This window comes from Streptococcus mitis, assembly GCF_005844455.1.
GTDB classification, from domain to species: domain Bacteria; phylum Bacillota; class Bacilli; order Lactobacillales; family Streptococcaceae; genus Streptococcus; species Streptococcus mitis_BF.
In genome coordinates, this window is sequence record NZ_SPGF01000032.1 from 1 (window position 1) to 23,233 (window position 23,233).

Here is a 23,233-nt window from a genome sequence, read left to right on the forward strand (position 1 = left end):
GCTTGGATGAACGAATTTTTACAGCAATTATCCGCCTATTATTCGGATGATTATCTGATTTTGGTCATGGATAATGCCACCTGGCACAAGTCTCAGGCTTTGGAGTTGCCAGAAAATATCACGTGTACATTTATTCCTCCCTACACTCCAGAAATGAATCCCATTGAGCAAGTTTGGGCAGAGATACGAAAGCGTGGATTCAAAAACAAGGCCTTCAAATCTTTAGAAGAAGTCATTTTGAAGCTAGAAACAGTGATTCAAAATTTGGAAAAAGAATGCCTGAGGAAGATTGTTCACAGAAAATGGATTTGTCCAGAATAGATTTTTGATGAGTGTTACAAGAGATTCAATATATGCGTTTTTATCAAATTCAAAACTGCTTTTTTGAAGTTCATTGATAATCTGTGCAAAATTTCTAATCTTAACACTTATTTGATACTGTTCAATAAGGCTATTTGCAACGGAGCAGGCAAGATAAGTCTTTCCGCTTCCGACAGAGCCATAAAAGAGAAGTCCGATATTTTCTTTTTTCATTTCTTCATAATCTTTTACAAAGTTCTTTGCAATAATGAGGCTTTGATTTTCTTCTCCCTGATAATTTTCAAAGGTATATGACCACTCCCTCATGGAATTGAAGCAGGTTCTTTTTAACCTTTCAATTTCCATCTGTTTTTCTCTTTGTTTCCTTTGTTTCTCTATTTCTCTATCGCATTTGCAAGCTACCCTTAATATTATTTTATTTCCAAAAAATTCCATTACATCAGCGTCTTTTCTTTCGTGGCAGACTTTGCAATATGCGTGTCCATCTTTGATGTAATCTTTTTCAGAATCATAGGCAAATTCTACATCCTCTATCATTATTTTTTCTAATTCTCTTTTCATAAATGTTCTCCTTTGTTATATTCTTCCCATGTCGGGATATTTGATGTTTTCGCCTGTTTGCTTTTGCCCTGATCTTTATAAAACCAAGAAAGAATCGTCGCTTTATGGTCTTTATAACTCTTTCCGGTACTCTTGATATATGCAGATAAGCGTTCAATGTAATTATCAAGCTGTGTATTTAGTTTGATTTGTAAATCATAAATATCTTCATCAGTTAAAAATACATTTTGAAATGTTCCAAGTCCGTTTTCACAAAAACTATATTCTCTCTTACTATACTTACTCTTATTATTCTCTATATAGTTAGAGTCAACATTTTTAACTTCCTGAAGTTCGTTTTCTTTACTTCTGAGGTCAACATCTTTTACTTCTGAAGTAAAGTTTTTTGACTTCTGAAAGTCATTTCCTTTTGCTTGAAATACACTCATAAAGTCTTTTACATAAATGATATTAGGTTTTCCAAGTCCAAGCCTTACTCTTTCAATCAGTCCGATTCCTTTTTTACTGTCTAACTCATTTAATGTTTTTATGGCTGTCGGCTTTGAGATATTTCTTCTTCTCATAATTTCTTCAACGGTAAAATAGATAAATACTCTATTTTCTTTGTCTATCCAGTTATTCTTAAAAGATATTCCCGTTCGTTTTAAAAGCATGGAATAAAGGATAATTGCTTCCGCTGACAACCCCTTAAATTCTTCTCCATCAACTAATATCTCCGGTACTTTAAGAAAATTAAATCTCTCTGCTTCACGATTATAGAAATAGTCAAAGTCCATTGTTTCACCTCCTCTCTTAAATTTTGCAAAGAAAAAGACGATAGTTTTTCTATCGCCTTTGGTTACCATTTTTATGAAAATTTTTTAGATTGATTTTATTGCTTCATTAATACCTTTAAGAAAGGCTATAACTGTTGCTCCAACCATCGGTATTCCGTATGGGCTTAACATGAATCCTAATATCAATGCTTCTATTCCCATTGAAAAATCCTTTTGGAATAATGATACAACTCCAACAACGACACACATAAGCATTAGCAAATACAGTATCGTTGTTCCTATGGCAAGTAAAAATGTCAGAAATGCAGTGAGGATACTTAATGCCAAGCTAATTGGAGACAAGATTATTTTTATTATCCATCTCATAAATACCCTCCATTTCTATTAAATCATTTTAAAATGCCTTAAAGCATCCATGATAGCTTCCTCTTTTTCCGGTGTGCATTGTGGAATAACTTGTTTCTCTTTTTTTGATTTATTATAATGCTCCCTTAATTCAATACCACATTTCCTTTTAATCTGAGCAATATAGAGTGTCGAAACCTTTAAATTGAATTTTTCTAATATATATTCTTTGATTTGTGCATAAGTAGCCTTGCTTTCAGCACTTGTCAAATCAAGCTCATCCAGCTTAATTTCAACATCTATATGCTTATCGACATCGAGTTTGGACAATAGTGCTACCGTCTCCACGTGGTGCGTTTGCGGAAACAAGTCCACCGGCTGGACTTTCTTCAACTCGTACCCCAACTCTTGATAGAGTTTGATATCACGCGCCATGGTTGCGACATTACAGGAGATATAGGCGATGCGATCAGCTCCTGTTTGGGCGCTTGCCTTGATAAAGCTTTCTGTCAAGCCCTTGCGTGGAGGATCAACCAAGATAACGGTTGGTTGAATCCCATCTTTAAGCCAAGTATTCATAGCATTTTCAGCTGTATCACAGACATAGTGAGCGTTTGAGATATTGTTCAGTTGGGCATTCTTCTTACTATTCTCAACCGCTTCTGGAATGACTTCAACACCATAAACTTCTTTGACATGTTTCGCAACGGAGAGGCCAATCGTCCCGATACCAGAGTAGGCATCAATAATCACATCATCTTCTTTTAATTCAGCAAAGTCAATGGCTGTTTGATAGAGTTTTTCAGCCATTTCAGTATTGACTTGGTAAAAAGCGGGTCCAGCGATTTGGTAGTCATTTCCCAACATTTGGTCGGTAATATAGTCTTGACCATAAAGCGTACTCCATTCCTTACCAAAAATCGCATTGGTGTTCTGGTCGTTGATATTTTGCATAACAGACGTAATGTCTGGGAACTGCTTGATTAATTGTTCAATCAATTGGTCAACACGAAAAACTTTGGGACGAGTTGTCACCAAAATGACCATGATTTGCCCTGAATAGTGCCCACGACGTACCACAAGGTTTCGAATCAAGCCAGAGTGTTCCTTTTCATCATAAGGTTTCAAATCATAACGGCGGAGCAAGTCACGTAGGCCTACTACTACCTCATCAATCACAGGATCTTGGATAAAGAAATCTTCTAGAGGCATGAGGTCATGGGAATTCTTACGGAAAAATCCTGTTTCCAAGACACCATTCACTCGACGAACAGGGACCTGTGCCTTGTTGCGATACTTGACTGGATTTTCCATACCTAAAGTTTCAGCAACCTCTACATCTGCAATTCCAGCAATCTTGTAAAGACTGTCCTTTACTTGCTTGCTTTTAAACTTGAGCTGTTCTGGATAGGCAAGATGACCTAAATCAGCGATTCCTGAACGCAGGTAAGCCAAATCTAGATCTTGATTACGGTGTGGCGACTGGATAAGGTATTCTTCCACTTTCCCAAAGCCAATCTTTTTATTAACCTTGAGAACTCGCATGAGGATTTTTTCACTTGGTAAAGCATTCTCTACAAAAAATACAAAACCATCCACCTTGGCCACCCCTGCACCTTCGTGGGTCAAATCAACAATTTCAACTTCTATAATATCATTTTTCTTTAACATTTTCTTCTCTTTCTATTGGCCGACAAAAAAGACGGCAACGTTACGGTTACCATCTATTATACCATGAAATTTGTAATCAGATTCTCTTTATCTATGCTAGTTCATTGCTTTAAAAGCTGCTTCTGCATCCGCATTACTGATAACACCAAATTGAATCTTTCCAATCTTACCTTGGCTATCAATTAAATATTCTGTAGGAATGCTTCGAATTTGATAAGCTTGGAAGGTGGTTGCTTTGGTATCATAAAGAACTGGGATATCCTTATAACCTTGATCTTGGAAGCATTGTGGGAATTGCTCAACAGTTTTTTCACCTTGAATTCCTGGTGCAATGACACTAAGAATTTTGAAATCACGATTTGGTTTCGCCGCTAGTTCCATCAACTCTGGCATACTTTTCTTACCTGGACCACACCAGGAAGCCCAAAACTTCAAGTAAACTTTTTTACCCTTATAATCAGATAACTTAACTTCTTTGCCATCCATGGATTGCAAGGTAAAGTCTGGAGCCTCTTTTCCGACTGCTATTTTTTGTACAGTCGTTTGTTGCTTTGGCTGTTGTGCCGCTTGAGTCTTTTTAGTTTCTTTCTCACCACAGGCCATCAATACAACTAATGACAAGAGGCTTAAGCCAGCAAACATTGCTTTTTTCATCTTTTTCTCCTTTATTCAAAAATTTCAGCTAGGACATTTACTTGTCCTAATAGTAACAAAATTCCCATTAAAATAATGAGGAAACCACCAATTTTCTTCAGTAGCATCATATGACGCTTGATTTTACTAAAATAAGGCATCACGACTCCTGAAGCTAGGGCCAAGACCAAGAAAGGAATGGCCATCCCTAGAGTGTAAATCAAGGTATAGATAGCACCTTGCCAAGCCCCATTGCCTCCAGAAGCCGCAATCGCTAAAACAGAACTTAAAACTGGACCGATACAAGGCGTCCAACCGAAGCTAAAGGTAATACCGAGTAAAAAGGCCGACCAATAACGATTGGCTTCTGATTTCTTAAAAGTAAAGCTTTTTTGAACCTCTAATTTCTTAAAATGAAAAATTTCCATCTGGTGAAGGCCCAAAATAATGATAATCGTACCCATGGTATAGCGAAACCAATTAGCATAGAGAATATTACCAAAGTAACCAGCACCAAATCCTAGAATAAAGAAAATAAGAGAAATACCTGCGATAAAGCAAAGTGTTCGAATCAAACCTGACCAAGCAACTTTTCTTCCAAATAAGGAAAAGCTTTTTGCACTTTCCTGATCATCCAGCAAAATTCCAGTATAAACTGGTAACAGAGGAAAAATACAAGGGGAAAAGAAGGACAAGATCCCTGCTAGAAAAACGGAGATTGAAAATACTAGCGTTTCCAATAAAGAACCAACTTTCTTAAGAATTTAAACCTATTGTACTATAAATATTAAAATTTGTATCGAGTTTGCTACGGTTAACTGTTTTTGTTATTATATTATATGAAACAAACTCTTTAATAGTACACTATGTTTTCTAAAACATTGTTAGAAATTGATTTGAATTTCTCAATCAAGTTGTTCGGTTTTTTCATTTCACTATAGACAAAAGAAAAATTGAAGAAAATTGTCCAAAGAGCCACTTTTTCTTCAATCTGTTTTTAATTATTTTAATAAGTTCCTTCTTCACCTTGGCTAGTCAAGATAACAGGTCCATCTTTTGTAATCACGAATTGGTGTTCATACTGGCATGACAGTCCACCGTCGATGGTTTTATGCGCCCAACCGGTCTTCATATCTGTATCAATTTCCCAATCTCCAGTATTGATCATGGGTTCAATGGTTAATACCATTCCTTCACGAAGACGGAGTCCACGACCTGCAATACCATAGTTAGGAACCATTGGTTCTTCGTGCATTGTTGGACCAACACCATGTCCTACAAGATCGCGAACAACACCGTATCCACGGCTTTCAGCGTATTCTTGAATGGCTGCACCGATATCACCGATACGATTTCCAACAACAGCTTGCTCAATTCCCTTATACATGGCTTCTTTGGTTACATCCATCAAGTTTTTCACTTCTTCGGACGGTGTACCTACAGCATAAGCCCAACAAGAATCTGCTAGACCACCAGAATAGCTCTGAGTGTATTTTTTCATTTGCTCAACATTGTTGAAGTTTAATTTTGAGACATTCAAATCGGATTTAGCAATTGGACCTCCCAAAACCATGTCGACCTTGAGCAAATCACCATCTTTCAAGATATAGTGACGAGGGAAAGCGTGAGCCACTTCATCATTAAGAGAGCAACAAGTAGCATAAGGATAGTCCATCATGGCACCGTCAACCCCAATCTGAAGTGGAAGGAAATTTTCTTCTTTACAACGACGGCGAACGTATTCTTCAACTTCCCACATATCTACGCCAGGCTTAATCAAATCACGTAAGCCGATATGAATACTTGCTAGAAAATCACCAGCCTTGTCCATAGCTTCGATTTCACGAGCTGATTTTAATGTTATCATCTTTTCTCCTAGTTTCTAATTAATTTTAACGGTCACATTTGCTTTTGAAACAATCTGATGACCATGATAAATATCGTAATCAATAATAGCTGATCGTCTCGTATGATGGATAATGCGTGCTTGAATGCACAGTATATCATCTATCTGAACAGCCTGCAAAAAGTAAATCAGCATCTGCTCGATGATGAGATTGCGACCACTATTCACAACTAAATCTTGGGTCATGTGAGTCAGTATCTCCGCCAATACACCGTTAGCTAAAACACCGTTTTTCTCAAGCATAAAGGGTTCCACTGTAATCACTACTTCATCATGGTGATAAGAAAGTTTTTGACCAATCTGCTCAGAAAAAGTCGGTAGAGCCGAAACTTGGGAACGGCTCATCTTTTCCATGACATCTCGTCGTGTCACAACTCCAAGCAAGGTTTGATTATTCCGAACAACCGGTACCATTTCAAAGTCTTCAGCAATCATCCGTTGACTGACATTGGCAATATTTGTCGATAATCCAACTAAAAATAGACTACGCGACATGACCTTGTCAATTGTGGTACTTGGTGACTTATCACCAGCGTCTCTCATGGTTACAACTCCAACAACAACCTGATGTTGATTGATAACTGGGAAACGACTGCTACGATTCTTACGAACTAAGTCCAAATAATCTTTAACGGTGTCGGTCTCTCTCAGAAAACCATACTCATGACTCGGACGATAAAGTTTCTCAACTGTCAGAATATCCGTCTTAATTTGAACATTTGACAGGGCTTTATTGATCATAGTCGCGACGGTGAAAGTATCATGCTTGCTTCTTAAAACAGGAATTCCTTTTTGATTGGCCAGTTTAAGAACATCATCATGAACATGAAATCCACCTGTAACCAAGACGGCATTTTCATTTTCCAGAGCTAGTAATTGGATACGAGTACGGTCTCCGACAATCAAGAGCCCCCCATCGTGAAGGTATGACAAGATATTTTGTTCAGTCATGGCACCGATTGAAAACTTACTAAATTCTCTCTCTAAACCTTCTTGCCCAGCCAAAACCTCAGAAGAAGTCACTTCTGCAATTTCAGCAAAAGTTAATCTTTCAATCGCAACTTTCTGGGATTTAACACGGATAGTACCACTTCTAGGACGGGTCTCCACAATTCCACGATTTTCCGCTTCCTTGATAGCGCGATAAGCCGTTCCATCACTGACTCCCAGATGGTTGGAAATACTACGAACACTGACCCTTTTACCTACTGGTAATTCCTCCAAATAGCTTAGAATTTCCTGATGCTTACTCATTGAATTCTCCTTTTACATACCGAAATTCAAGATAATCCCGCATTTTTCTTGTGTAGCGATCACTTCCCTTAAACTGACGGAACAAACTAAATCCAGCCTTAAGAGCAACCTTTTGACTTGCTTCATTTTCGAGGTGGGTAATGATGGACAATTGTTTTAAACCAAATTCTTCAAAAGAAAGTTGACAAATTTTTCTAACAACCTCTGTCATAAATCCTTGCGACCAAGCATCTTTTCTCAAAAAATAGCCAAGCTCAGCTTCTTTTTTGATTTCATCTAACTTCTCAAACTTAACAGAACCAATCATTTTTTCAGTTTTCTTGTCACAAATAGCCCATACTCCCAAAGGAGCCTTCATAAAATAATTGGCCAGTGCATACTGGCTTTCTTTCAGACTTGCCTGAGTCGGGAAAATAAATTGTAAATTTTCAGGATTTGAAGCTATCTCATGGAAGTCTTGACTATCACTAAAAAGGAAAGGACGCAAATACAAGCGATCCGTTTCAAAAAAAGAAAACATTGCTAATTTGGTCCAAATATTCATAAACACCTCTACGGTTTAATCCTCAACAAGTCTAATATCCGCTCCTAGATTACGTAATTTTTCGATAATATCAGAATAACCACGTAAGATAAACTCGATATTGGTAATTTCAGTTTGCCCCTCGGCCATCAAACCAGCAATAACTAAAGCTGCACCAGCTCTCAGGTCAGTTGCTTTAACACTTGCCCCACGCAAATCACGTCCACCTGTGTACAAAATATGACCATTTGTTGTCGAAATGTCCGCATCCATCTTTGCTAGTTCAAAAACATGATTTACACGTTTTTCGTAAATCGTATCAACAATTGTACCACGACCATTCGCTCTTAGTAAAAGAGGGGTAATCGGTTGTTGCAAATCGGTAGCAAAACCTGGGTAAGGAGCCGTCTTAATATTGATTGCTTTCAAATTAGACTGCTCTTCGACAAAAATGCTGTCTTCAGATACAGTCATTCTCACTCCCATTTCTTCCAGCTTAGCAATAAATCCTTCTAGGTGTTCATAAAGAACATTGTTTATACGAATCCCCTTGCCGACTGCAGCAGCTAAGGAAATATATGTTCCAGCTTCAATGCGGTCTGGAATCACCTGATGACGTGTTCCATGTAATCTGTCAACACCATCAATAATGATGATATTAGTTCCTGCACCGCGGATGTGAGCTCCCATATTATTCAAGAGGGTAGCTACATCAATAATTTCAGGTTCACGGGCTGCATTTTCAATAATAGTACGACCATTTGCTTTAACAGCCGCAATCATCGTATTAATCGTCGCACCCACACTAACCGTATCCATGTAAATACTTGCACCATGAAGACCACTCTCTTTAGAAGACAACTTCATGGTATCCCCTTCGTAGCTAATCTTAGCTCCCATGGCTTCAAATGCCTTGAGGTGTAGGTCAATCGGACGAGGACCAAGATCACATCCTCCCGGTAAACCAACTGTCGCTTCACCAAAACGGCCTAAGAGACTCCCATAAAAATAGTAAGATGCACGAAGACTGTTAATTTTACCATAAGGCATTGGAATGTTTTGAACACCTCTTGGATCAATCTCCAAGACATCGTCATAACGCTTAACAGTAGCTCCCATCAATTCCATAATTTCGACAAGACTGGCTACATCCGAAATATCTGGAACACAATCCAAAGTCACCACATCATCAGCCAATATAATAGCTGGAATTAAGGCCACAACGCTATTTTTAGCACCACTAATAGTGATTTCACCTTGTAGTGGTAATCCACCATTGATAACAATTTTTCTCATTCTAAGTTTTCAATACTCTTTCAAGATTTCTAATAAAGTCTTTAAAATAAAGTATATCATAAATTTATCCTTTTTTCCATCCTTTTCAATTTTATTGGGGATAGTAAGTAATAAATAGGATTAAGTTGAAAGGTTGAGTCCATATTTTATGAAACATCTTTTGATACTAAAAAGAGCCTGAATTAAAAATTATAAAATACCCCAAAAATTAGATTTTCTATGTCTAACTTTTGAGGTATCGTTCAACTATAGAAATAATAGTCTTTTGGGGTGTTAATACTATATAGAAATCAAAAAGTAACTCGTTCCTGTGTCACCTTACAGTCAATCTAATACTAACTTTCTCATCTCAATACTCAATTGCAAATAGTCGCATTTACTTGACTCAGAGCAAACTTCCGAGTTTTTTTATTAAGCATTGGAAGCAAGTTCTTTTTGATTCTCGTTCAGCAGGTTTTAAGACTTGTCATATCCAGATAATAGCTTTTCTTTACTCTACTACCACTTCAGCGATTTCTTCACGGCTGATACCAGCAAAGTAGCGTGTGATATCAATAGTTTCTAGTGCCTTAAGAACATCCTCACGTTCGTATTTCACTCCACGAAGGACATCTTCTACAGCTGCAACATCTTCGATACCAAAGAAGTCACCATAAATCTTAATATCTTGAATTTTTGATTCAATGACGTTGGCAAAAACTTCAACCTTACCACTGGTGAATTTTGTTCCCCGACGGACGTTAAATTCAGGTGATTTACCGTAGTTCCAGTCCCAAGTTCCAAACTTAGTATCCTTGATGCGATTGATTTCGACCAATTCTTGCTCAGAAAAAACGTATTCTGTCATCTCTGGGTACTCTTTTTTCATGTATTCCAATAGCAAATCTCGGAATTCTTCAACTGTAATTTTTTCTGGTAATTCATTGACAATATTGGTTACACGGGCACGGACGGATTTCACACCTTTTGATTCAAATTTGTCTTTTGAAACCTTGAGGGCGTTAGCAAGGACTGATAAATCAACGTCAAAGAGCAAGCAACCGTGGTGCATGATACGTCCATTGATGTAAGCTTGGGCATTGCCACAGAATTTTTTGCCATCAATCTCAAGGTCATTACGGCCTGTGAACTCAGCTTTAACGCCTAGTTGAGCCAAAGTATTGATAACTGGAGTTGAGAAGCTCTTGAAGTCAAAGGCCTTGTTTTCATCTTCTTTTGAAATGATGGTGTAGTTGAGGTTGTTTAAATCGTGGTAAACAGCTCCACCACCACTGATACGTCGGACCACCTCAATACCATTTTCTCGAACATAATCACGGTTAATTTCTTCAATAGTGTTCTGGTGACGACCAACAATGATAGAAGGTTTGTTAATCCAAAGAAGGAAGATTTGATCCTCATCTAGTAAGTGTTTAAAGGCATATTCTTCCAAGGCGATATTAAAAGCAGTGTCATTTGAATGATTGATAATATATTTCATGATATCCCTTTATACGATAGAGACTGGAAAATGTCTTCCAGTCTAATCTATCTTCGTTTTATTTTTTCTTAGGTGAATGGATGGCCATTCCTAGAACATCCGCAAATGCTTCGTACATCACTTCAGAGTAAGTTGGGTGTCCGTGGATAGTCTTCAGCATTTCTTCAACAGTGATTTCCATTTCGATGATGCTTGACGCTTCGTTGATCAATTCTGCAGCTGCAGGACCGATGATGTGTACACCAAGGATTTCTCCGTATTTCTTATCTGCAATGACTTTTACGAAACCTTGAGCCGCATCTGATGCAATAGCACGTCCGTTGGCAGCAAAGTTGAATTTACCGATGGCAACATCGTATTTCTCACGTGCTTGTTCTTCTGTCAAACCTACTGCTGCTACTTCAGGAAGAGTGTAGATAGCTGCAGGAGTCAAGTTCAATTTGGCAACTGCATGATTTCCTTTAAGGGCATTTTCAGCAGCAACTTCACCCATGCGGAAGGCTGCGTGCGCCAACATCTTCGTACCGTTGATGTCACCTGGTGCGTAGATACCTGGAACAGAAGTTTCCATATATTCGTTGGCCTTGATACGTCCACGATCCAATTCAAACTCAACATCGCCAATACCTTCAAGGTCTGGCACACGACCTATTGAAAGGAGAGCTTTGCTTGCGATGATATCGTCTTTTCCTTCAACCTTGATACGAAGTTGACCATTTTCTTCGACAATTTCTTGGAGTTTAGTGTCAGTTAAGATGGTCATCCCTTTACGTTCCAAAATCAAACGAAGGTTCTTAGAAACTTCCGCATCCATAGCTGGAACGATACGGTCCATCATTTCGATAACAGTCACTTTTGAACCAAATGTCATAAAGGCCTGTCCGAGTTCGATACCAACAACTCCACCGCCGATAATTACGAGGCTTTCTGGCACTTCATTAATTTCAAGAATGTCGTCGCTGGTCATGACAAGTGGAGATTCCATACCAGGGACGTTAATCTTGCTGACTTTTGAACCACCAGCAAGGATGATTTTCTTAGTTTCAAGAAATTCTGAACCATTTACCAAGACATTCTTATCTTTAGTAATAGTACCGATACCCTTATGAACGTCAACTCCATAGCTACGAAGGAGTCCTGCAACACCACCAACAAGAGTATTAACAACTTTAGATTTAGTTTCTAAAAGTTTTTCCATATCAACAGTGAAGTTTAGATTTTCGATGACGATACCACGATTTGCTGCATGACCGATATTCTCGATAATTTCAGCATTATGGAGGTAAGTCTTAGTTGGAATACATCCGCGGTTCAAGCAAGTACCACCAAGTTCAGATTTCTCAACAAGAGCAACCTTACCACCTAATTGTGCGGCTTTAATAGCAGAAACATAACCAGCAGGTCCACCACCGATAACAACGATATCGTAAGCGTCATCGCTCTTACCATCATCGTTTGAAGCACTTGCTGTAGGTGCTGGGCTAGCTTCTGGTGCAGCACCTACAGCTGTTGGGATATTTTCCCCTTCTTCACCAAGGTAACCGATAACTTCAGTAACAGGGACAGTCTCTCCGTCACCTTTTAGGATAGCAATCAAATAACCGTCTTCTTCTGCTTCCAATTCCATGCTGACTTTGTCAGTCATGATTTCCAAAAGGATTTCTCCTTCTTTTACAAATTCTCCGACTTTTTTATTCCATTGGACGATTTGTCCTTCTGTCATATCCACGCCGGCTTTTGGCATAATTACTTCTAAGGCCATGTCTTCCTTCCTTTATCTATATCTTTATATCTTTAAAAATGACTACTCTTGTTCTTAAATCAACATTGAGATTGGATTTTCAATCAATTCTTTCAAATCCTTCATAAACTTGGCTCCAGCCATACCATCTACGACACGGTGGTCAATGGTTAATCCTAGGCTCATGATAGGACGAATCACAATCTCACCATTAACTACAACAGGTTTCTCAATTGTTGAACTGACACCAAGAATAGCTGAGTTTGGTTGGTTAATAATCGGACCAAAGGACTGAACACCAAACATTCCCAAATTACTGATTGTGAATGTTGAATTTTGAAGTTCACTTGGAGCCAATTTGCCATCCAATGTACGGCCAATAACATCCTTAAGGGCTACAACCAGTTCTGAAAGACTCATCTTCTCAGCATTGTAAACAACAGGTGTCATCAATCCATTATCCATCCCAACTGCCATCGCAAGGTTGACATAGTTATGAGTGATAATGGTCTTGCCATCTTCTGTCAATGAAGCGTTAATGTATGGGTGTTTCATAAGAGTCTTAATAACAGCAAGTGAAAGCAAGTCTGTAACGGTAATTTTCTTACCAGTTGCTTCCATGATTGGTTCAAGGACTTTCTTACGAAGGGCCAACATTTCAGTCATATCAACTTCATAGTTGAGGGTAAAGGTTGGCGCAGTTAGGTAAGATTCAACCATACGTTGGGCAATAACCTTACGCATTGGTGTCATTGGAATACGTTCAATTTCACCATAAGGAGTGATATTATCTGGAACTTCTTCCACTTTTTCGATTTGAGCAGGAGACTTGATAGTATCATTTTCAATATTTTCAGGAAGCAAGGCCAAAACATCCTTCTTCATGATTTTACCACGATGACCGGTTCCTTGGATTTCCCGCCAAGCAATGTTATGTTCGAGGGCAATTCGTTTTGCAAGTGGCGAAATGCGAACCACATTTGTATCTTTATAAGTTTCCACGTCTTCTTTGTGGACACGACCGTTTGCACCTGAGCCAGAAACGTCGTAGAGGTTGATCTCTAAATCATCCGCTAACTTTCTAGCTGCAGGAGTCGCTCTTAGCTTATCATCAGCCATGACCTCTCCAATTCTATACTAAGATATTAAGGACGTAGAGGACAATGAAAAAATAGGAGATTGACGATGTGTTCGATGAACACAAGGAAATCTATCTTTTTTTCGAAGACCTCCGTCCGAATTCAATTACATGATACAAAGGGCGTAAAAAAGCGATAGAAAAATAGGAAATCGACGATGGCTTCGATGAAGCCAAGGAGATTTATCTTTTTTCCGAGCTTTTAGCCCGTGTTCAACTCTACAAGTAACTTATACACGAAACGTGTCTCAAGTTACTACGGTTGCCGCTGTTAGGCGACCAACCTAGTAGACTTACTAATTCATTCGTCGAATATTATCGATTCGACTCACTCATGTCGCAACTTTATATACAACTTTCAATACAACTTGGATACAAAACATAACTCAAGTTACTAAAGTTAAAATCTCTAAAATTTACGTAATTTAATTTATGTAATATTATTCTTTGTTATAAGTTTTACGGATGGCGTCTTTGATGCTTTCAACTGTTGGAATCATTGCATTTTCTAAGTTTTGTGCATAAGGCATCGGCACATCTTCTCCTGCACAACGACGGATTGGTGCATCTAGATAATCAAATGCTTCTGATTCTGAAATAATAGCTGAAATCTCTCCGATATAGCCACTTGTTTTGTGGGCATCGTTGACCAGAACAACCTTACCAGTCTTCTTCACTGAGTTAATGATAATATCCTTATCAAGCGGAACAAGGGTACGTGGGTCAACAATCTCAACAGAAATTCCTTCTTCTGCTAATTCTTCAGCAGCTTGAACCACACGGCGAAGCATTTTCCCATAAGTAACAACTGTTACATCTGTTCCTTCGCGTTTGATTTCGCCAACTCCAAGTGGGATTGTGTAGTCTGGATCGACTGGCACTTCCCCTTTTTGGTTAAATTCTGACTTGTACTCAAGAATAATAACAGGGTTGTTATCACGGATAGAAGACTTAAGCAATCCTTTCATGTCCGCAGGTGTACCTGGAGCTACAACCTTAAGACCAGGAATGTGAGTAAACCAAGACTCTAGTGATTGCGAGTGCTGGGCTGCAGAACCAACTCCGTTACCAGCTGCGCATCGAACTGTCATTGGAACCTGACCTTTCCCACCAAACATATAACGTGTTTTAGCGGCTTGATTGACGATATTGTCCATGGCAATGACCGAGAAGTCCATAAAGGTCATATCAACGATTGGACGAAGTCCTGTCATGGCTGCTCCTGCTGCTGCTCCCGAAATGGCTGCTTCAGAAATCGGGCAGTCTCGAACACGTTCTGGACCAAATTCTTCGAGCATTCCAACAGAAGTTCCGAAGTCTCCTCCGAAGACACCGACATCTTCTCCCATCAAGAACACATTTTCATCGCGACGCATTTCCTCAGACATAGCAAGGATAATGGTGTCACGGAAGGACATTGTTTTTGTTTCCATTTTATCTCTTTCTCCTTAGTCTGCGTAAATATCTTCAAATGCTGATTCAAGCGGTGGGAATGGACTTTCTTCTGCGAATTTAACAGAAGCTTCTACTGCTTCCTTGACTTGCGCTTGGATTTCTTCCAATTCTTCGGCACTTGCAATAGTATTTTCAATGAAGTACTTGCGAAGGTTTTCGATCGGGTCTTTTTGTTTCCACAATTCCACTTCTTCACGCGTACGATATTTACCAGGGTCAGATGATGAGTGACCGAGCCAGCGATAAGTTACACTTTCAATCAAGACTGGGCCATTGCCACCACGAACATGGTCTACAGCTTTCTTAAATCCTTCATAGACATCGATGACGTTGTTGCCATCTTCGATAAACATTCCAGGGATTCCATATGCCGCACTACGTTGATGGATATGTTCTACATTAGTCATTTTCTTGATATCTGCAGAGATACCGTAACCGTTGTTGATGCAGTAGAAAATGGCTGGGAGTTTCCAGATAGAAGCCATGTTCACTGCTTCGTGGAAGACACCTTCGTTGGTCGCACCATCTCCAAAGAAGCAGACAACGATTTTTCCGGTATTTTGCATTTGCTGACTGAGGGCTGCACCAACAGCGATTCCCATACCACCACCTACGATACCATTGGCACCAAGGTTACCAGCATCAAGGTCGGCGATATGCATAGAACCACCTTTACCTTTACAGGTTCCAGTGTATTTCCCAAGGATTTCAGCCATCATTCCATTGAGGTCAATCCCTTTAGCAATAGCTTGCCCGTGACCACGGTGGTTTGAGGTGATCAGATCATCCGGATTGAGAGCCAACATAGCACCCACGTTAGCTGCCTCTTCACCAACAGAAAAGTGCGTCATTCCTGGCACTTTCCCTTTCTTTACTAATTGTGCAATTTTTAAGTCCATGCGACGGATTTCTTCCATCTTACGGAACATTTCGAGCAAAAGATTTTTATCTAAAGTTGACATCTTCTTGCCTTTCTAACTTTCTTCTTGCCTTACTATTTTACCGTTTTTGGAAAATACTGTCAAAGTTTTTCTCGAGGAAATTTCACAAAATAAAAAAGAAAACCCAATGAGAACAAGGGGTTTTCTTGATAAGTATATTTTTTCACAAACTTTTTATCGTTTAAATTTTGCTAAAGATTAAAATCTTTTCATAATCACAGTTAAACGCCAACGGTAGAGAGCACCACTCACAATCAGACTAATAATCAAACCAATCCAGTAAGAATAAGCGCCAAAATCTGTTAGGGAATCAAATACCATAGCCACTGGGATTGCTACGCCCCAATAACCAACCAAACCAAGGTAAAAAGGAATAACTGTATCCTTATAACCCCGTAAAATTCCCTGGAGCGGTGCCGCAAAGGTATCTGCTAACTGGAAGAAAAGGCTGTAAGTCAAAAAGCGTGCTGTCAAATCGATAAATTCTGGGTCGTTACCATAAAGACTAGCCACATTTCCTCGAAAAATGTAAAGGAAGGATAAGGTGAAGGCCGCAAAAATGAGGGCTGTCCATCTTCCTAAACCAATATAGGTTTTCGCATCATCAAATCGTTTGGCTCCCACTTCATAAGAAACGACAATGGCCATAGCCGATGAAATACTCATAGGAAAGGCATACATGAGAGTTGAAAAGTTCATAGCTGACTGGTGACTAGCGATAATCAAGGACGAGAACTTAGCCATAATCAAGCCAACCACGGAAAAGATAGCCACTTCCGCAAAGACAGTTCCCCCTATAGGAAGACCTAAACGAAGACCTTCCTTGATTTTATCCATATTAAGAGGAATGCGTTTCTCAAGGTGTAAGACTTTGAGCTTCTCCTGTTTAAATAAAACCAGAACAGAAATGCCCAGCAAGACCCAGTAGGCCAAGGATGTTCCTAAACCTGCCCCAGCCCCTCCCAGTTCTGGAACACCAAAGGCCCCATAAATCAAGAGATAGTTAAATCCACTATTGAGAGGAAGTAACAAAAGCATGAGATACATGGACAGCTTGGTCAACCCCAGCGAGTCCAGCAAGGAACGAATAACGCTAAAGAGCAACAAAGGAATAATTCCGATAGATAAAAACCAAAGATAGCGAACCGCTACTGCTGCAACTGGTGCTTCTAGTCCAATATGATTCAAGATTGGTGGTGCCAAGAAAAGTACCATCCCCAGTAAGAGCACAGATAGACCCAAGGCCAGATAGATGAACTGGTAAAAATCAGACGCAACTTCTTCCTTTTTGCCTCGACCAAGATGGTGACCAATGATGGGCACCAAGGCTGACACAATCCCTGTTAGGAAGGTAAAGAAAGGATTCCAGATACTGGTTGCCATAGACACACCAGCCAAATCCATGGTATTATACTGTCCAGTCATTGCAGTGTCAACAAAGGAGGCAGAATAATTTGCAAATTGGTAAATCAGGATAGGGAAGAAAATTTTTAAAAATAATACTAACTTCTCTTGTAAACACTTTGTCTTATACATACTTCTCTTTCTATTCTTCTGGTTTATCTAAACCAAAGAGTTTCAGACCATATTTTTTCAAACTTAGCGGAGGATTATTAGATTTTGAAGTAGTATGCCAACACGCACATGTACGACAATAATAACTTCTAACTAAGCCTCCATTATCATATTGAACCGCATGGTCGGCTTTTTCTTTAGTTTCATATTGAATTTTAGAACGATTGGCTGCGGGACAGTAAATTCCGCTATTAGATTTTGCTTGTCTCTCCCTACGTTTTCGAAAATAATTCATATTCTAACTCCTATCAAGCTTGATAGACGATTTGTCCCTTACAGATGGTATATTTGACCTGCCCTTTTAAGGTTTCACCGACAAATGGTGAATTGGCTGCTTTGGAAGCAAAATAGGAGTCAACAAGGCGGTCAGCCTTAGCATCGAAAATAGTGATATCTGCTGGACCATTCTCAGCCAAGTAACCTGCTTCAAAGTTGTAAAGCTTGGCTGGGTTGTAGGTCATCTTTTCTAGTAATTCCATCAAGGTCAATTCCCCAGCTTCCACCAAATAAGTCAAACCGAGAGACAGAGAGGTTTCCAAACCTGTCATACCAGATGGTGCTTTGGTGATATCCTCGACATTTTTTTCATCCGCATGGTGAGGCGCGTGGTCAGTCGCGATAACCGTGATGACGCCCGACTTGAGACCTTCGATAACGGCACGACGGTCTGATTCCAAACGAAGCGGCGGATTCATCTTGGCATTGCTACCTTGTGTCAAAAGGAGCGCTTCGGTCTTAGAGAAATGCTGTGGCGCTACTTCTGCTGTGACTTGCACTCCCAAACTTTGAGCGAACTCAACTACCTTGACACTTTCTTCCTTAGACAAATGCTGGATATGAACATGAGCCTTGGTCGCATAGGCAATCATGACATCACGCGCCATCATAGCATACTCAGCCACCCCAGTCGCACCACAAATATGGAAATGTTCTTTAGCGATATTTTCATTAAATCCAAGAATCCCATTCAAACCTGGATCTTCCTCATGAAGACTGATAAAGGTATTGAGCTTTTTGGCTTCTTCCATGGCTTCCTTGACAACGTTACTGCTTTCAAGCGGAATACCGTCATCAGAAAAACCAACGGCACCTGCTTCCAAAAGCGCCTTAAAGTCAGTCAAGTCTTGGCCATTAAAGTTCTTAGTAATGGTCGCAACCGTCTTGACATTAATCTTTTCCTTGGCAGCTGACTGAAGAACTTCTTGTAGGGTTTCTACGTCCGAAATGGTTGGACTAGTATTAGCCATCATGACAACCGTTGTAAAACCACCTGCAGAGGCCGCTAGGGCACCAGTATGGATATCTTCCTTGTGGGTCTGACCAGGTTCACGGAAATGAACATGAATATCGACCAAACCAGGCGCAACTACAAGACCAGTAGCATCAAGCACCTCTGCTCCTTCTTCCTTGATTTCAGGCGCAATTTTGATAATTTTCCCATCTTGAACCAAGACATCACACACTTGATCTAAACCAGACTTGGGATCCATTACACGACCATTTTTGATTAGTAGCATCTGCTTTCTCCTTTATTCATAGAAATCGACTTGGGTATCCAACAATTTATCCCCATCATAAACAAACTTGGCTGAAAAGAAGGGTTTGTCCTCTAAAAGCCACTCAACAAAGGTATGGTCACCTTCCCAAGTTGGCTTGCTCAAAACTTCATCATAAGGAACCCATTCAAGCGTCCCCTCATTGCAGTCAATCAACTCACCTTCAAACTCCGTCACCTTAAAAACATAGGTGTACCAGTCTAAATCTGGTGTAAATTCAGGAAAAGTGATAACACCTTTTAGAACCGGCTTGGCTTTAAGCCCTGTTTCTTCAAGGATTTCACGCGCCGCACATTCCTGAGGGGTCTCACCTCGCTCCAGCTTACCACCCACACCAATCCATTTGCCTTCATGGACATCATTGGGTTTCTTATTCCGGTGAAGCATGAGCAATTCTTTCCCGTTATCAATGTAGCAAATCGTCGCTAACTGAGGCATATTCTCTCCTTATCTAAGCCAATCGATTGGCTCTTGTCCTGTCTCTTCTAAAAAAGCATTGGCCTTGGAAAAAGGCTTGGAACCCCAAAATCCTCTATAAACCGATAAAGGACTAGGGTGGGCTGATTCGATAATCAAGTGGTGAGGATTGGTAACCAAGGCCTTCTTCTTGCGTGCATAAGCTCCCCAGAGTACAAAGACTACAGATCTGTCTATATTATTTACAACCCGAATCACAGCATCTGTAAATGGCTCCCATATCTGCCCAGCATGACCATTGGCCTGCCCAGCAGGAACCGTCAAACAAGCATTGAGAAGCAAGACTCCTTGCTCAGCCCAAGCTGTCAAATCATGAGATTTCTTAACACCGATATCATCTGACAATTCTTTCAATATATTTTGCAAGGATGGCGGAGCTGGGATAGAGTCAGGTACAGAAAAACTCAAGCCCTGCGCTTGACCTGGCCCGTGATAGGGGTCTTGCCCTAGAATCACCACCTTAACTTCTTCAAGCGGTGTTGTCAATAAAGCCTGAAAGACCTTTTCCTGGGGTGGATAAATAGTTCCCCGAGCATAGACCTGCTCCATAAACTGATTGATTTTCCCGAAATAACCCTCAGGTAATTGCTCCTTAATCAAAGCATGCCAAGACGAGTGTTCCATAGCCAACTCCTTCGTTTTTACTGCCTCTATTATAGCAAAAAGTGGCTTTCTAAACCACTTTTTACAGTTTATCTAAACAATCCAGCAAGTCTTGATAAGAATGGACTTCGTAAGTCGGCTGGGCTTGTGTGTGATTTTCAACACGATGAGGATTGTACCAGATAGTGTCAATTCCAGCATTATTACCACCTTGAATGTCGGCGGTTAGAGAGTCTCCAATCATCAGCGTCTTTTCTTTACTAAAACCTGCAATCTGTTGGCCAATCTTTTCATAAAAGAGAGCATCTGGCTTTTGTGTTTGCAATTGTTCAGAGATAAAGACCTGATTGAAATAAGGTGCTAGACCAGACTGAGCCAAACGCCCTGTCTGGATAGCAGTAATACCATTTGTCGCAGCATACAGCTCATAATCTCGCTCGATAAGGCTATCCAAGAATTCATGAGCGCCTGAAAAAGTTTGCCCCTGCTGGGCAAGGTAAAATTGGTAACGCTGGGCTAGAAAACTACCGTTTTTCTCCAGCCCAAAATGAGTAAATAAACGAGAAAAGCGCGTGTTAACCAGCTCTTGTTTACTGATTTTCTTTTGCTCCAAGTCCTTCCAGAGAGCCTTGTTCATAGGAACATAATAGTCTTTATAAGCCTGAATATCTGTAACCCCTTCTTCTTTTAGAAGTTGCGTCAAAGCCACATCCTCAGCAGCATCAAAATCAAGCAAGGTATGGTCAAGGTCGAAGAGTAAAACTTTGTAGGGCAATTTGAGAGTTTTCCTTTCTAGTTGGTATATGTTGTTAAACTATTTGAATAACGTAATTTAGTTGTCCAACAAAAGTAATGAAAAATGAAATAGGGTTAAATTATGCAAAATAAAAATATCTAAGTTGGCATCTCTAACAGGTTGATTGACAGAATCTTAAATTATCTTCTTGTTGCTCAGTAATATTTTCCATAAATTCATCTTATCACAACACTTATTTTACACCATATTATTTAATCGTTAAGAAAATTAATTAAAGACTCATTTAACTCTACTATTTGTTCTTTGTTCATACCTTTGATTTTCTTCTGATACACTATATCAAATTCAGTCATTGATAATTCAATTGGTTCTCCAATTAAAAAATTACTACTTACATTATAAAAATTGGACAATCTTTTCAATATCTTATTGTTTGGAAACTTCCCTGTTTCCTCTATATTTTTGTAAGTTGATTCAAGACACTTACAAACTTTGGCTACATCACTAAACTGAGAGTTATTTGTTTCTCTCAATAACTTGAGCCTATTACTAATTCTTCTCAGATTTCGTCGTTTCTCCCAATTAATCAATTCTTGAATTTCTGTATAAATTTCTTTGTTTTTTATCACCACGAAAAGTAAATGTTTCTTTACTCTTGTAATGGCTTGAAAAATACCATTTGTTCCCAAATATGGATAGTAGAATCCTGTCGGCCTAAATACTAGTTTATTTTCAATATAGATCGTCCTATCATCAATTGGTATAATCACATTTTCATATTCTCGTCCAATGACCGTGAAGCCATCTTTAGAATCTGATTTAATCTTTTCATTATAAGTTGTCCCAGTGGCTTTAGTTTTATAGGAGGCAACTTCTATTGATTCATAATTTTCATCTCGTTCCATTACTTCAATAAAGTATCGAGCTCTAGTCACGCTATCAAAATATACAGCATTTACTTTTGGAAATTCTATAGGCTGTAAACCATTACGATCTTTTTCGAACAATTTTAAAATAAAAGTCGAAAGCGACTCGTCCGTTCTAACTTTTTCCTTTAAATCAAATTTCTGTACACCTACTATATTTTCCAATTTTTGTTCTACATTTAAACTATTCTCTTCATACTTTAAAGTTTGAGCTTTATCTACACAAAAAATTAATTTAGCAGGACTCTCTATAACCCTATTGTAGTTTTCTTCGTATAATCGTTGAGACTCATCAAGCAATATGTAATCAAAATTCTCTATGGTCAGACTTTGTAATTGTTTAATATGTATAAATTTAAAATCTACTTGATTATCAATTTCAATGGGGTTTTCTAGAATTGAACAAAATATTAACAATACTTTACTTCCTAGCTTAGTTAATTTATCAGCTAAGTCAAATAATACAAGTGTTTTACCAGTTCCAGCTCCTCCTTTAATCATGCTCACTTTCTTAGCAGTTGATAAAATATCCTGTACTATTTTCTTTTGCTCACTATTTAAAAAATACCTATGATCAATGAATCTTTTAATATCTGAGTATGGAGATACAATAAGACTGTCAGCATCTAAATCGTCCAGCAAATTGTTTTCAAGATAGTCTAGAGATATTAAATTACATAAAATATCTATTGTTACTTTTGTCAAACTTTCATTTGAAATTGTAAACAACTCTTTTGTTTCACTTACGTATGTGAATGTATAAATTTCTTTCTCAGTATCTACACAGCCTAATACAAACTTATGCCTTATTAATTGATCTTTAATTTCTTCATCTGGAATTCTCTCACTCTTCAATTCAATATTCAATATACTGTCATTTGAAAACCTCAATAAATCAAATTGTTCTCGAAATCCTATTTCAACTTTTTTATCCAAATAATATCCAGATAATTTCTTTGTTTCAACCCCTGCTTGACGCTCTATATTATTAAATATATGAGAAGCAATTTCGTTAACATCAGCGTATTCCTGTTCCTGCATACTTTCAATGTTGTTTATATATTAGACTTGTTCGGTAACTAAAAAGTGGTATACTAAAGCTATGGAAACAACATACGAAAAAGCCTTAAAATTAAACTCAGAGAATTTCAAATTGTTGATAGGTGTTAAAAAAGCGACGTTTCAACTGATGCTTGATTGTCTCACTGACGCTTATCAAGAGCAACACCGAAAAGGAGGACGCCCACGCCGTCTAAGTATGGAAGACCAACTTATCATGACCTTGCGCTACTTACGCT

The 23,233-nt window shown here is 38.9% G+C and carries 22 protein-coding genes and 2 pseudogenes; 2 read left to right on the plus strand and 22 right to left on the minus strand.

Going from position 1 to position 23,233, the window contains the following annotated elements:
- Window positions 1-321 (plus strand): transposase (locus FGQ53_RS07010; RefSeq protein WP_171019105.1); only part of this gene is annotated, 321 nt, incomplete at its 5' end.
- Between the two features lie 15 nt (window positions 322-336).
- On the opposite strand, the pseudogene FGQ53_RS07015 reads toward FGQ53_RS07010, so the two are convergent.
- The 22 genes and pseudogenes from FGQ53_RS07015 to FGQ53_RS07120 all read right to left on the minus strand — a co-directional run.
- Window positions 337-882: pseudogene (locus FGQ53_RS07015) on the minus strand (ATP-binding protein); the annotation flags it as partial.
- Window positions 879-1,658, minus strand: coding sequence for a replication initiator protein A (locus FGQ53_RS07020; RefSeq protein ID WP_138337149.1), 780 nt, complete (start codon window positions 1,656-1,658; stop codon window positions 879-881). The pseudogene FGQ53_RS07015 and the gene FGQ53_RS07020, both read right to left, overlap by 4 nt.
- An 84-nt stretch (window positions 1,659-1,742) precedes the next feature.
- Window positions 1,743-2,024, minus strand: a complete 282-nt coding sequence (locus tag FGQ53_RS07025; RefSeq protein ID WP_138337152.1) for a CD1845 family protein — start codon at window positions 2,022-2,024, stop codon at window positions 1,743-1,745.
- An 18-nt stretch (window positions 2,025-2,042) separates the two neighbouring features.
- Window positions 2,043-3,674: a 23S rRNA (uracil(1939)-C(5))-methyltransferase RlmD gene (gene rlmD / locus FGQ53_RS07030; protein WP_138337155.1), complete on the minus strand. Its 1,632-nt coding sequence runs from the start codon at window positions 3,672-3,674 to the stop codon at window positions 2,043-2,045.
- A gap of 96 nt (window positions 3,675-3,770) precedes the next feature.
- Window positions 3,771-4,328 (minus strand): thiol-disulfide oxidoreductase-associated lipoprotein SdbB, encoded by a 558-nt coding sequence (gene sdbB, locus FGQ53_RS07035; protein ID WP_138337158.1) that lies wholly within the window; start codon window positions 4,326-4,328, stop codon window positions 3,771-3,773.
- A gap of 11 nt (window positions 4,329-4,339) precedes the next feature.
- Entirely contained in the window at window positions 4,340-5,047 is a 708-nt protein-coding gene (ccdA2, locus tag FGQ53_RS07040; protein ID WP_138337161.1) for a thiol-disulfide oxidoreductase-associated membrane protein CcdA2, read from the minus strand.
- Between the two features lie 266 nt (window positions 5,048-5,313).
- The gene (locus FGQ53_RS07045; protein WP_000631543.1) at window positions 5,314-6,174 is read right to left on the minus strand and encodes a methionyl aminopeptidase; all 861 of its coding nucleotides are present in this window, start codon (window positions 6,172-6,174) and stop codon (window positions 5,314-5,316) included.
- Between the two features lie 15 nt (window positions 6,175-6,189).
- A complete protein-coding gene (gene spxR, locus FGQ53_RS07050) occupies window positions 6,190-7,467 on the minus strand; it encodes a CBS-HotDog domain-containing transcription factor SpxR (RefSeq protein WP_138337164.1) in 1,278 nt (425 codons plus the stop codon).
- Entirely contained in the window at window positions 7,460-8,011 is a 552-nt protein-coding gene (locus FGQ53_RS07055; RefSeq protein ID WP_138337167.1) for a GNAT family N-acetyltransferase, read from the minus strand. The genes spxR and FGQ53_RS07055 overlap by 8 nt, the downstream gene beginning before the upstream one ends.
- A gap of 15 nt (window positions 8,012-8,026) precedes the next feature.
- Window positions 8,027-9,286, minus strand: coding sequence for a UDP-N-acetylglucosamine 1-carboxyvinyltransferase (locus FGQ53_RS07060; protein ID WP_138337170.1), 1,260 nt, complete (start codon window positions 9,284-9,286; stop codon window positions 8,027-8,029).
- Between the two features lie 490 nt (window positions 9,287-9,776).
- Complete coding sequence (locus FGQ53_RS07065) at window positions 9,777-10,766, minus strand: lipoate--protein ligase (protein WP_138337173.1); 990 nt, start codon at window positions 10,764-10,766, stop codon at window positions 9,777-9,779.
- A gap of 58 nt (window positions 10,767-10,824) precedes the next feature.
- Window positions 10,825-12,528, minus strand: a complete 1,704-nt coding sequence (gene lpdA / locus FGQ53_RS07070) for a dihydrolipoyl dehydrogenase (protein WP_138337176.1) — start codon at window positions 12,526-12,528, stop codon at window positions 10,825-10,827.
- Between the two features lie 54 nt (window positions 12,529-12,582).
- The gene (locus FGQ53_RS07075; protein WP_138337179.1) at window positions 12,583-13,626 is read right to left on the minus strand and encodes a dihydrolipoamide acetyltransferase; all 1,044 of its coding nucleotides are present in this window, start codon (window positions 13,624-13,626) and stop codon (window positions 12,583-12,585) included.
- 459 nt (window positions 13,627-14,085) lie between these two features.
- Complete coding sequence (locus tag FGQ53_RS07080) at window positions 14,086-15,078, minus strand: alpha-ketoacid dehydrogenase subunit beta (RefSeq protein WP_000448714.1); 993 nt, start codon at window positions 15,076-15,078, stop codon at window positions 14,086-14,088.
- 15 nt (window positions 15,079-15,093) lie between these two features.
- Window positions 15,094-16,062 (minus strand): thiamine pyrophosphate-dependent dehydrogenase E1 component subunit alpha, encoded by a 969-nt coding sequence (locus FGQ53_RS07085; protein ID WP_138337182.1) that lies wholly within the window; start codon window positions 16,060-16,062, stop codon window positions 15,094-15,096.
- Between the two features lie 177 nt (window positions 16,063-16,239).
- Window positions 16,240-17,577, minus strand: coding sequence for a sodium-coupled multidrug efflux MATE transporter PdrM (gene pdrM, locus FGQ53_RS07090; protein WP_138337187.1), 1,338 nt, complete (start codon window positions 17,575-17,577; stop codon window positions 16,240-16,242).
- Between the two features lie 10 nt (window positions 17,578-17,587).
- Window positions 17,588-17,851, minus strand: a complete 264-nt coding sequence (locus FGQ53_RS07095) for a hypothetical protein (RefSeq protein ID WP_061372736.1) — start codon at window positions 17,849-17,851, stop codon at window positions 17,588-17,590.
- Between the two features lie 13 nt (window positions 17,852-17,864).
- Window positions 17,865-19,133: a dihydroorotase gene (locus tag FGQ53_RS07100; RefSeq protein ID WP_138337190.1), complete on the minus strand. Its 1,269-nt coding sequence runs from the start codon at window positions 19,131-19,133 to the stop codon at window positions 17,865-17,867.
- Between the two features lie 12 nt (window positions 19,134-19,145).
- A complete protein-coding gene (locus FGQ53_RS07105; protein ID WP_001135775.1) occupies window positions 19,146-19,610 on the minus strand; it encodes an NUDIX hydrolase in 465 nt (154 codons plus the stop codon).
- 9 nt (window positions 19,611-19,619) lie between these two features.
- On the minus strand, window positions 19,620-20,273 hold the full coding sequence (locus FGQ53_RS07110) for a uracil-DNA glycosylase (RefSeq protein ID WP_138337193.1): 654 nt from the start codon (window positions 20,271-20,273) through the stop codon (window positions 19,620-19,622).
- A gap of 61 nt (window positions 20,274-20,334) precedes the next feature.
- Window positions 20,335-21,027: a YjjG family noncanonical pyrimidine nucleotidase gene (locus FGQ53_RS07115; protein WP_138337196.1), complete on the minus strand. Its 693-nt coding sequence runs from the start codon at window positions 21,025-21,027 to the stop codon at window positions 20,335-20,337.
- Between the two features lie 233 nt (window positions 21,028-21,260).
- A complete protein-coding gene (locus FGQ53_RS07120) occupies window positions 21,261-22,976 on the minus strand; it encodes a DNA/RNA helicase domain-containing protein (RefSeq protein WP_138337200.1) in 1,716 nt (571 codons plus the stop codon).
- Between the two features lie 61 nt (window positions 22,977-23,037).
- Between FGQ53_RS07120 and FGQ53_RS07125 the strand changes: the two are divergent.
- A pseudogene (locus tag FGQ53_RS07125) lies at window positions 23,038-23,233 on the plus strand (IS5/IS1182 family transposase); the annotation flags it as partial.

Coding starts and splice junctions, on each gene's coding strand:
- FGQ53_RS07020 (WP_138337149.1), bottom strand. CDS start 1,658: ATGGACTTTGACTATTTCTATAATCGTGAAGCAGAGAGATTTAATTTT.
- FGQ53_RS07025 (WP_138337152.1), bottom strand. CDS start 2,024: ATGAGATGGATAATAAAAATAATCTTGTCTCCAATTAGCTTGGCATTA.
- rlmD (WP_138337155.1), bottom strand. CDS start 3,674: ATGTTAAAGAAAAATGATATTATAGAAGTTGAAATTGTTGATTTGACC.
- sdbB (WP_138337158.1), bottom strand. CDS start 4,328: ATGAAAAAAGCAATGTTTGCTGGCTTAAGCCTCTTGTCATTAGTTGTA.
- FGQ53_RS07045 (WP_000631543.1), bottom strand. CDS start 6,174: ATGATAACATTAAAATCAGCTCGTGAAATCGAAGCTATGGACAAGGCT.
- spxR (WP_138337164.1), bottom strand. CDS start 7,467: ATGAGTAAGCATCAGGAAATTCTAAGCTATTTGGAGGAATTACCAGTA.
- FGQ53_RS07055 (WP_138337167.1), bottom strand. CDS start 8,011: ATGAATATTTGGACCAAATTAGCAATGTTTTCTTTTTTTGAAACGGAT.
- FGQ53_RS07060 (WP_138337170.1), bottom strand. CDS start 9,286: ATGAGAAAAATTGTTATCAATGGTGGATTACCACTACAAGGTGAAATC.
- FGQ53_RS07065 (WP_138337173.1), bottom strand. CDS start 10,766: ATGAAATATATTATCAATCATTCAAATGACACTGCTTTTAATATCGCC.
- lpdA (WP_138337176.1), bottom strand. CDS start 12,528: ATGGCCTTAGAAGTAATTATGCCAAAAGCCGGCGTGGATATGACAGAA.
- FGQ53_RS07075 (WP_138337179.1), bottom strand. CDS start 13,626: ATGGCTGATGATAAGCTAAGAGCGACTCCTGCAGCTAGAAAGTTAGCG.
- FGQ53_RS07080 (WP_000448714.1), bottom strand. CDS start 15,078: ATGGAAACAAAAACAATGTCCTTCCGTGACACCATTATCCTTGCTATG.
- FGQ53_RS07085 (WP_138337182.1), bottom strand. CDS start 16,062: ATGTCAACTTTAGATAAAAATCTTTTGCTCGAAATGTTCCGTAAGATG.
- pdrM (WP_138337187.1), bottom strand. CDS start 17,577: ATGTATAAGACAAAGTGTTTACAAGAGAAGTTAGTATTATTTTTAAAA.
- FGQ53_RS07095 (WP_061372736.1), bottom strand. CDS start 17,851: ATGAATTATTTTCGAAAACGTAGGGAGAGACAAGCAAAATCTAATAGC.
- FGQ53_RS07100 (WP_138337190.1), bottom strand. CDS start 19,133: ATGCTACTAATCAAAAATGGTCGTGTAATGGATCCCAAGTCTGGTTTA.
- FGQ53_RS07105 (WP_001135775.1), bottom strand. CDS start 19,610: ATGCCTCAGTTAGCGACGATTTGCTACATTGATAACGGGAAAGAATTG.
- FGQ53_RS07110 (WP_138337193.1), bottom strand. CDS start 20,273: ATGGAACACTCGTCTTGGCATGCTTTGATTAAGGAGCAATTACCTGAG.
- FGQ53_RS07120 (WP_138337200.1), bottom strand. CDS start 22,976: ATGCAGGAACAGGAATACGCTGATGTTAACGAAATTGCTTCTCATATA.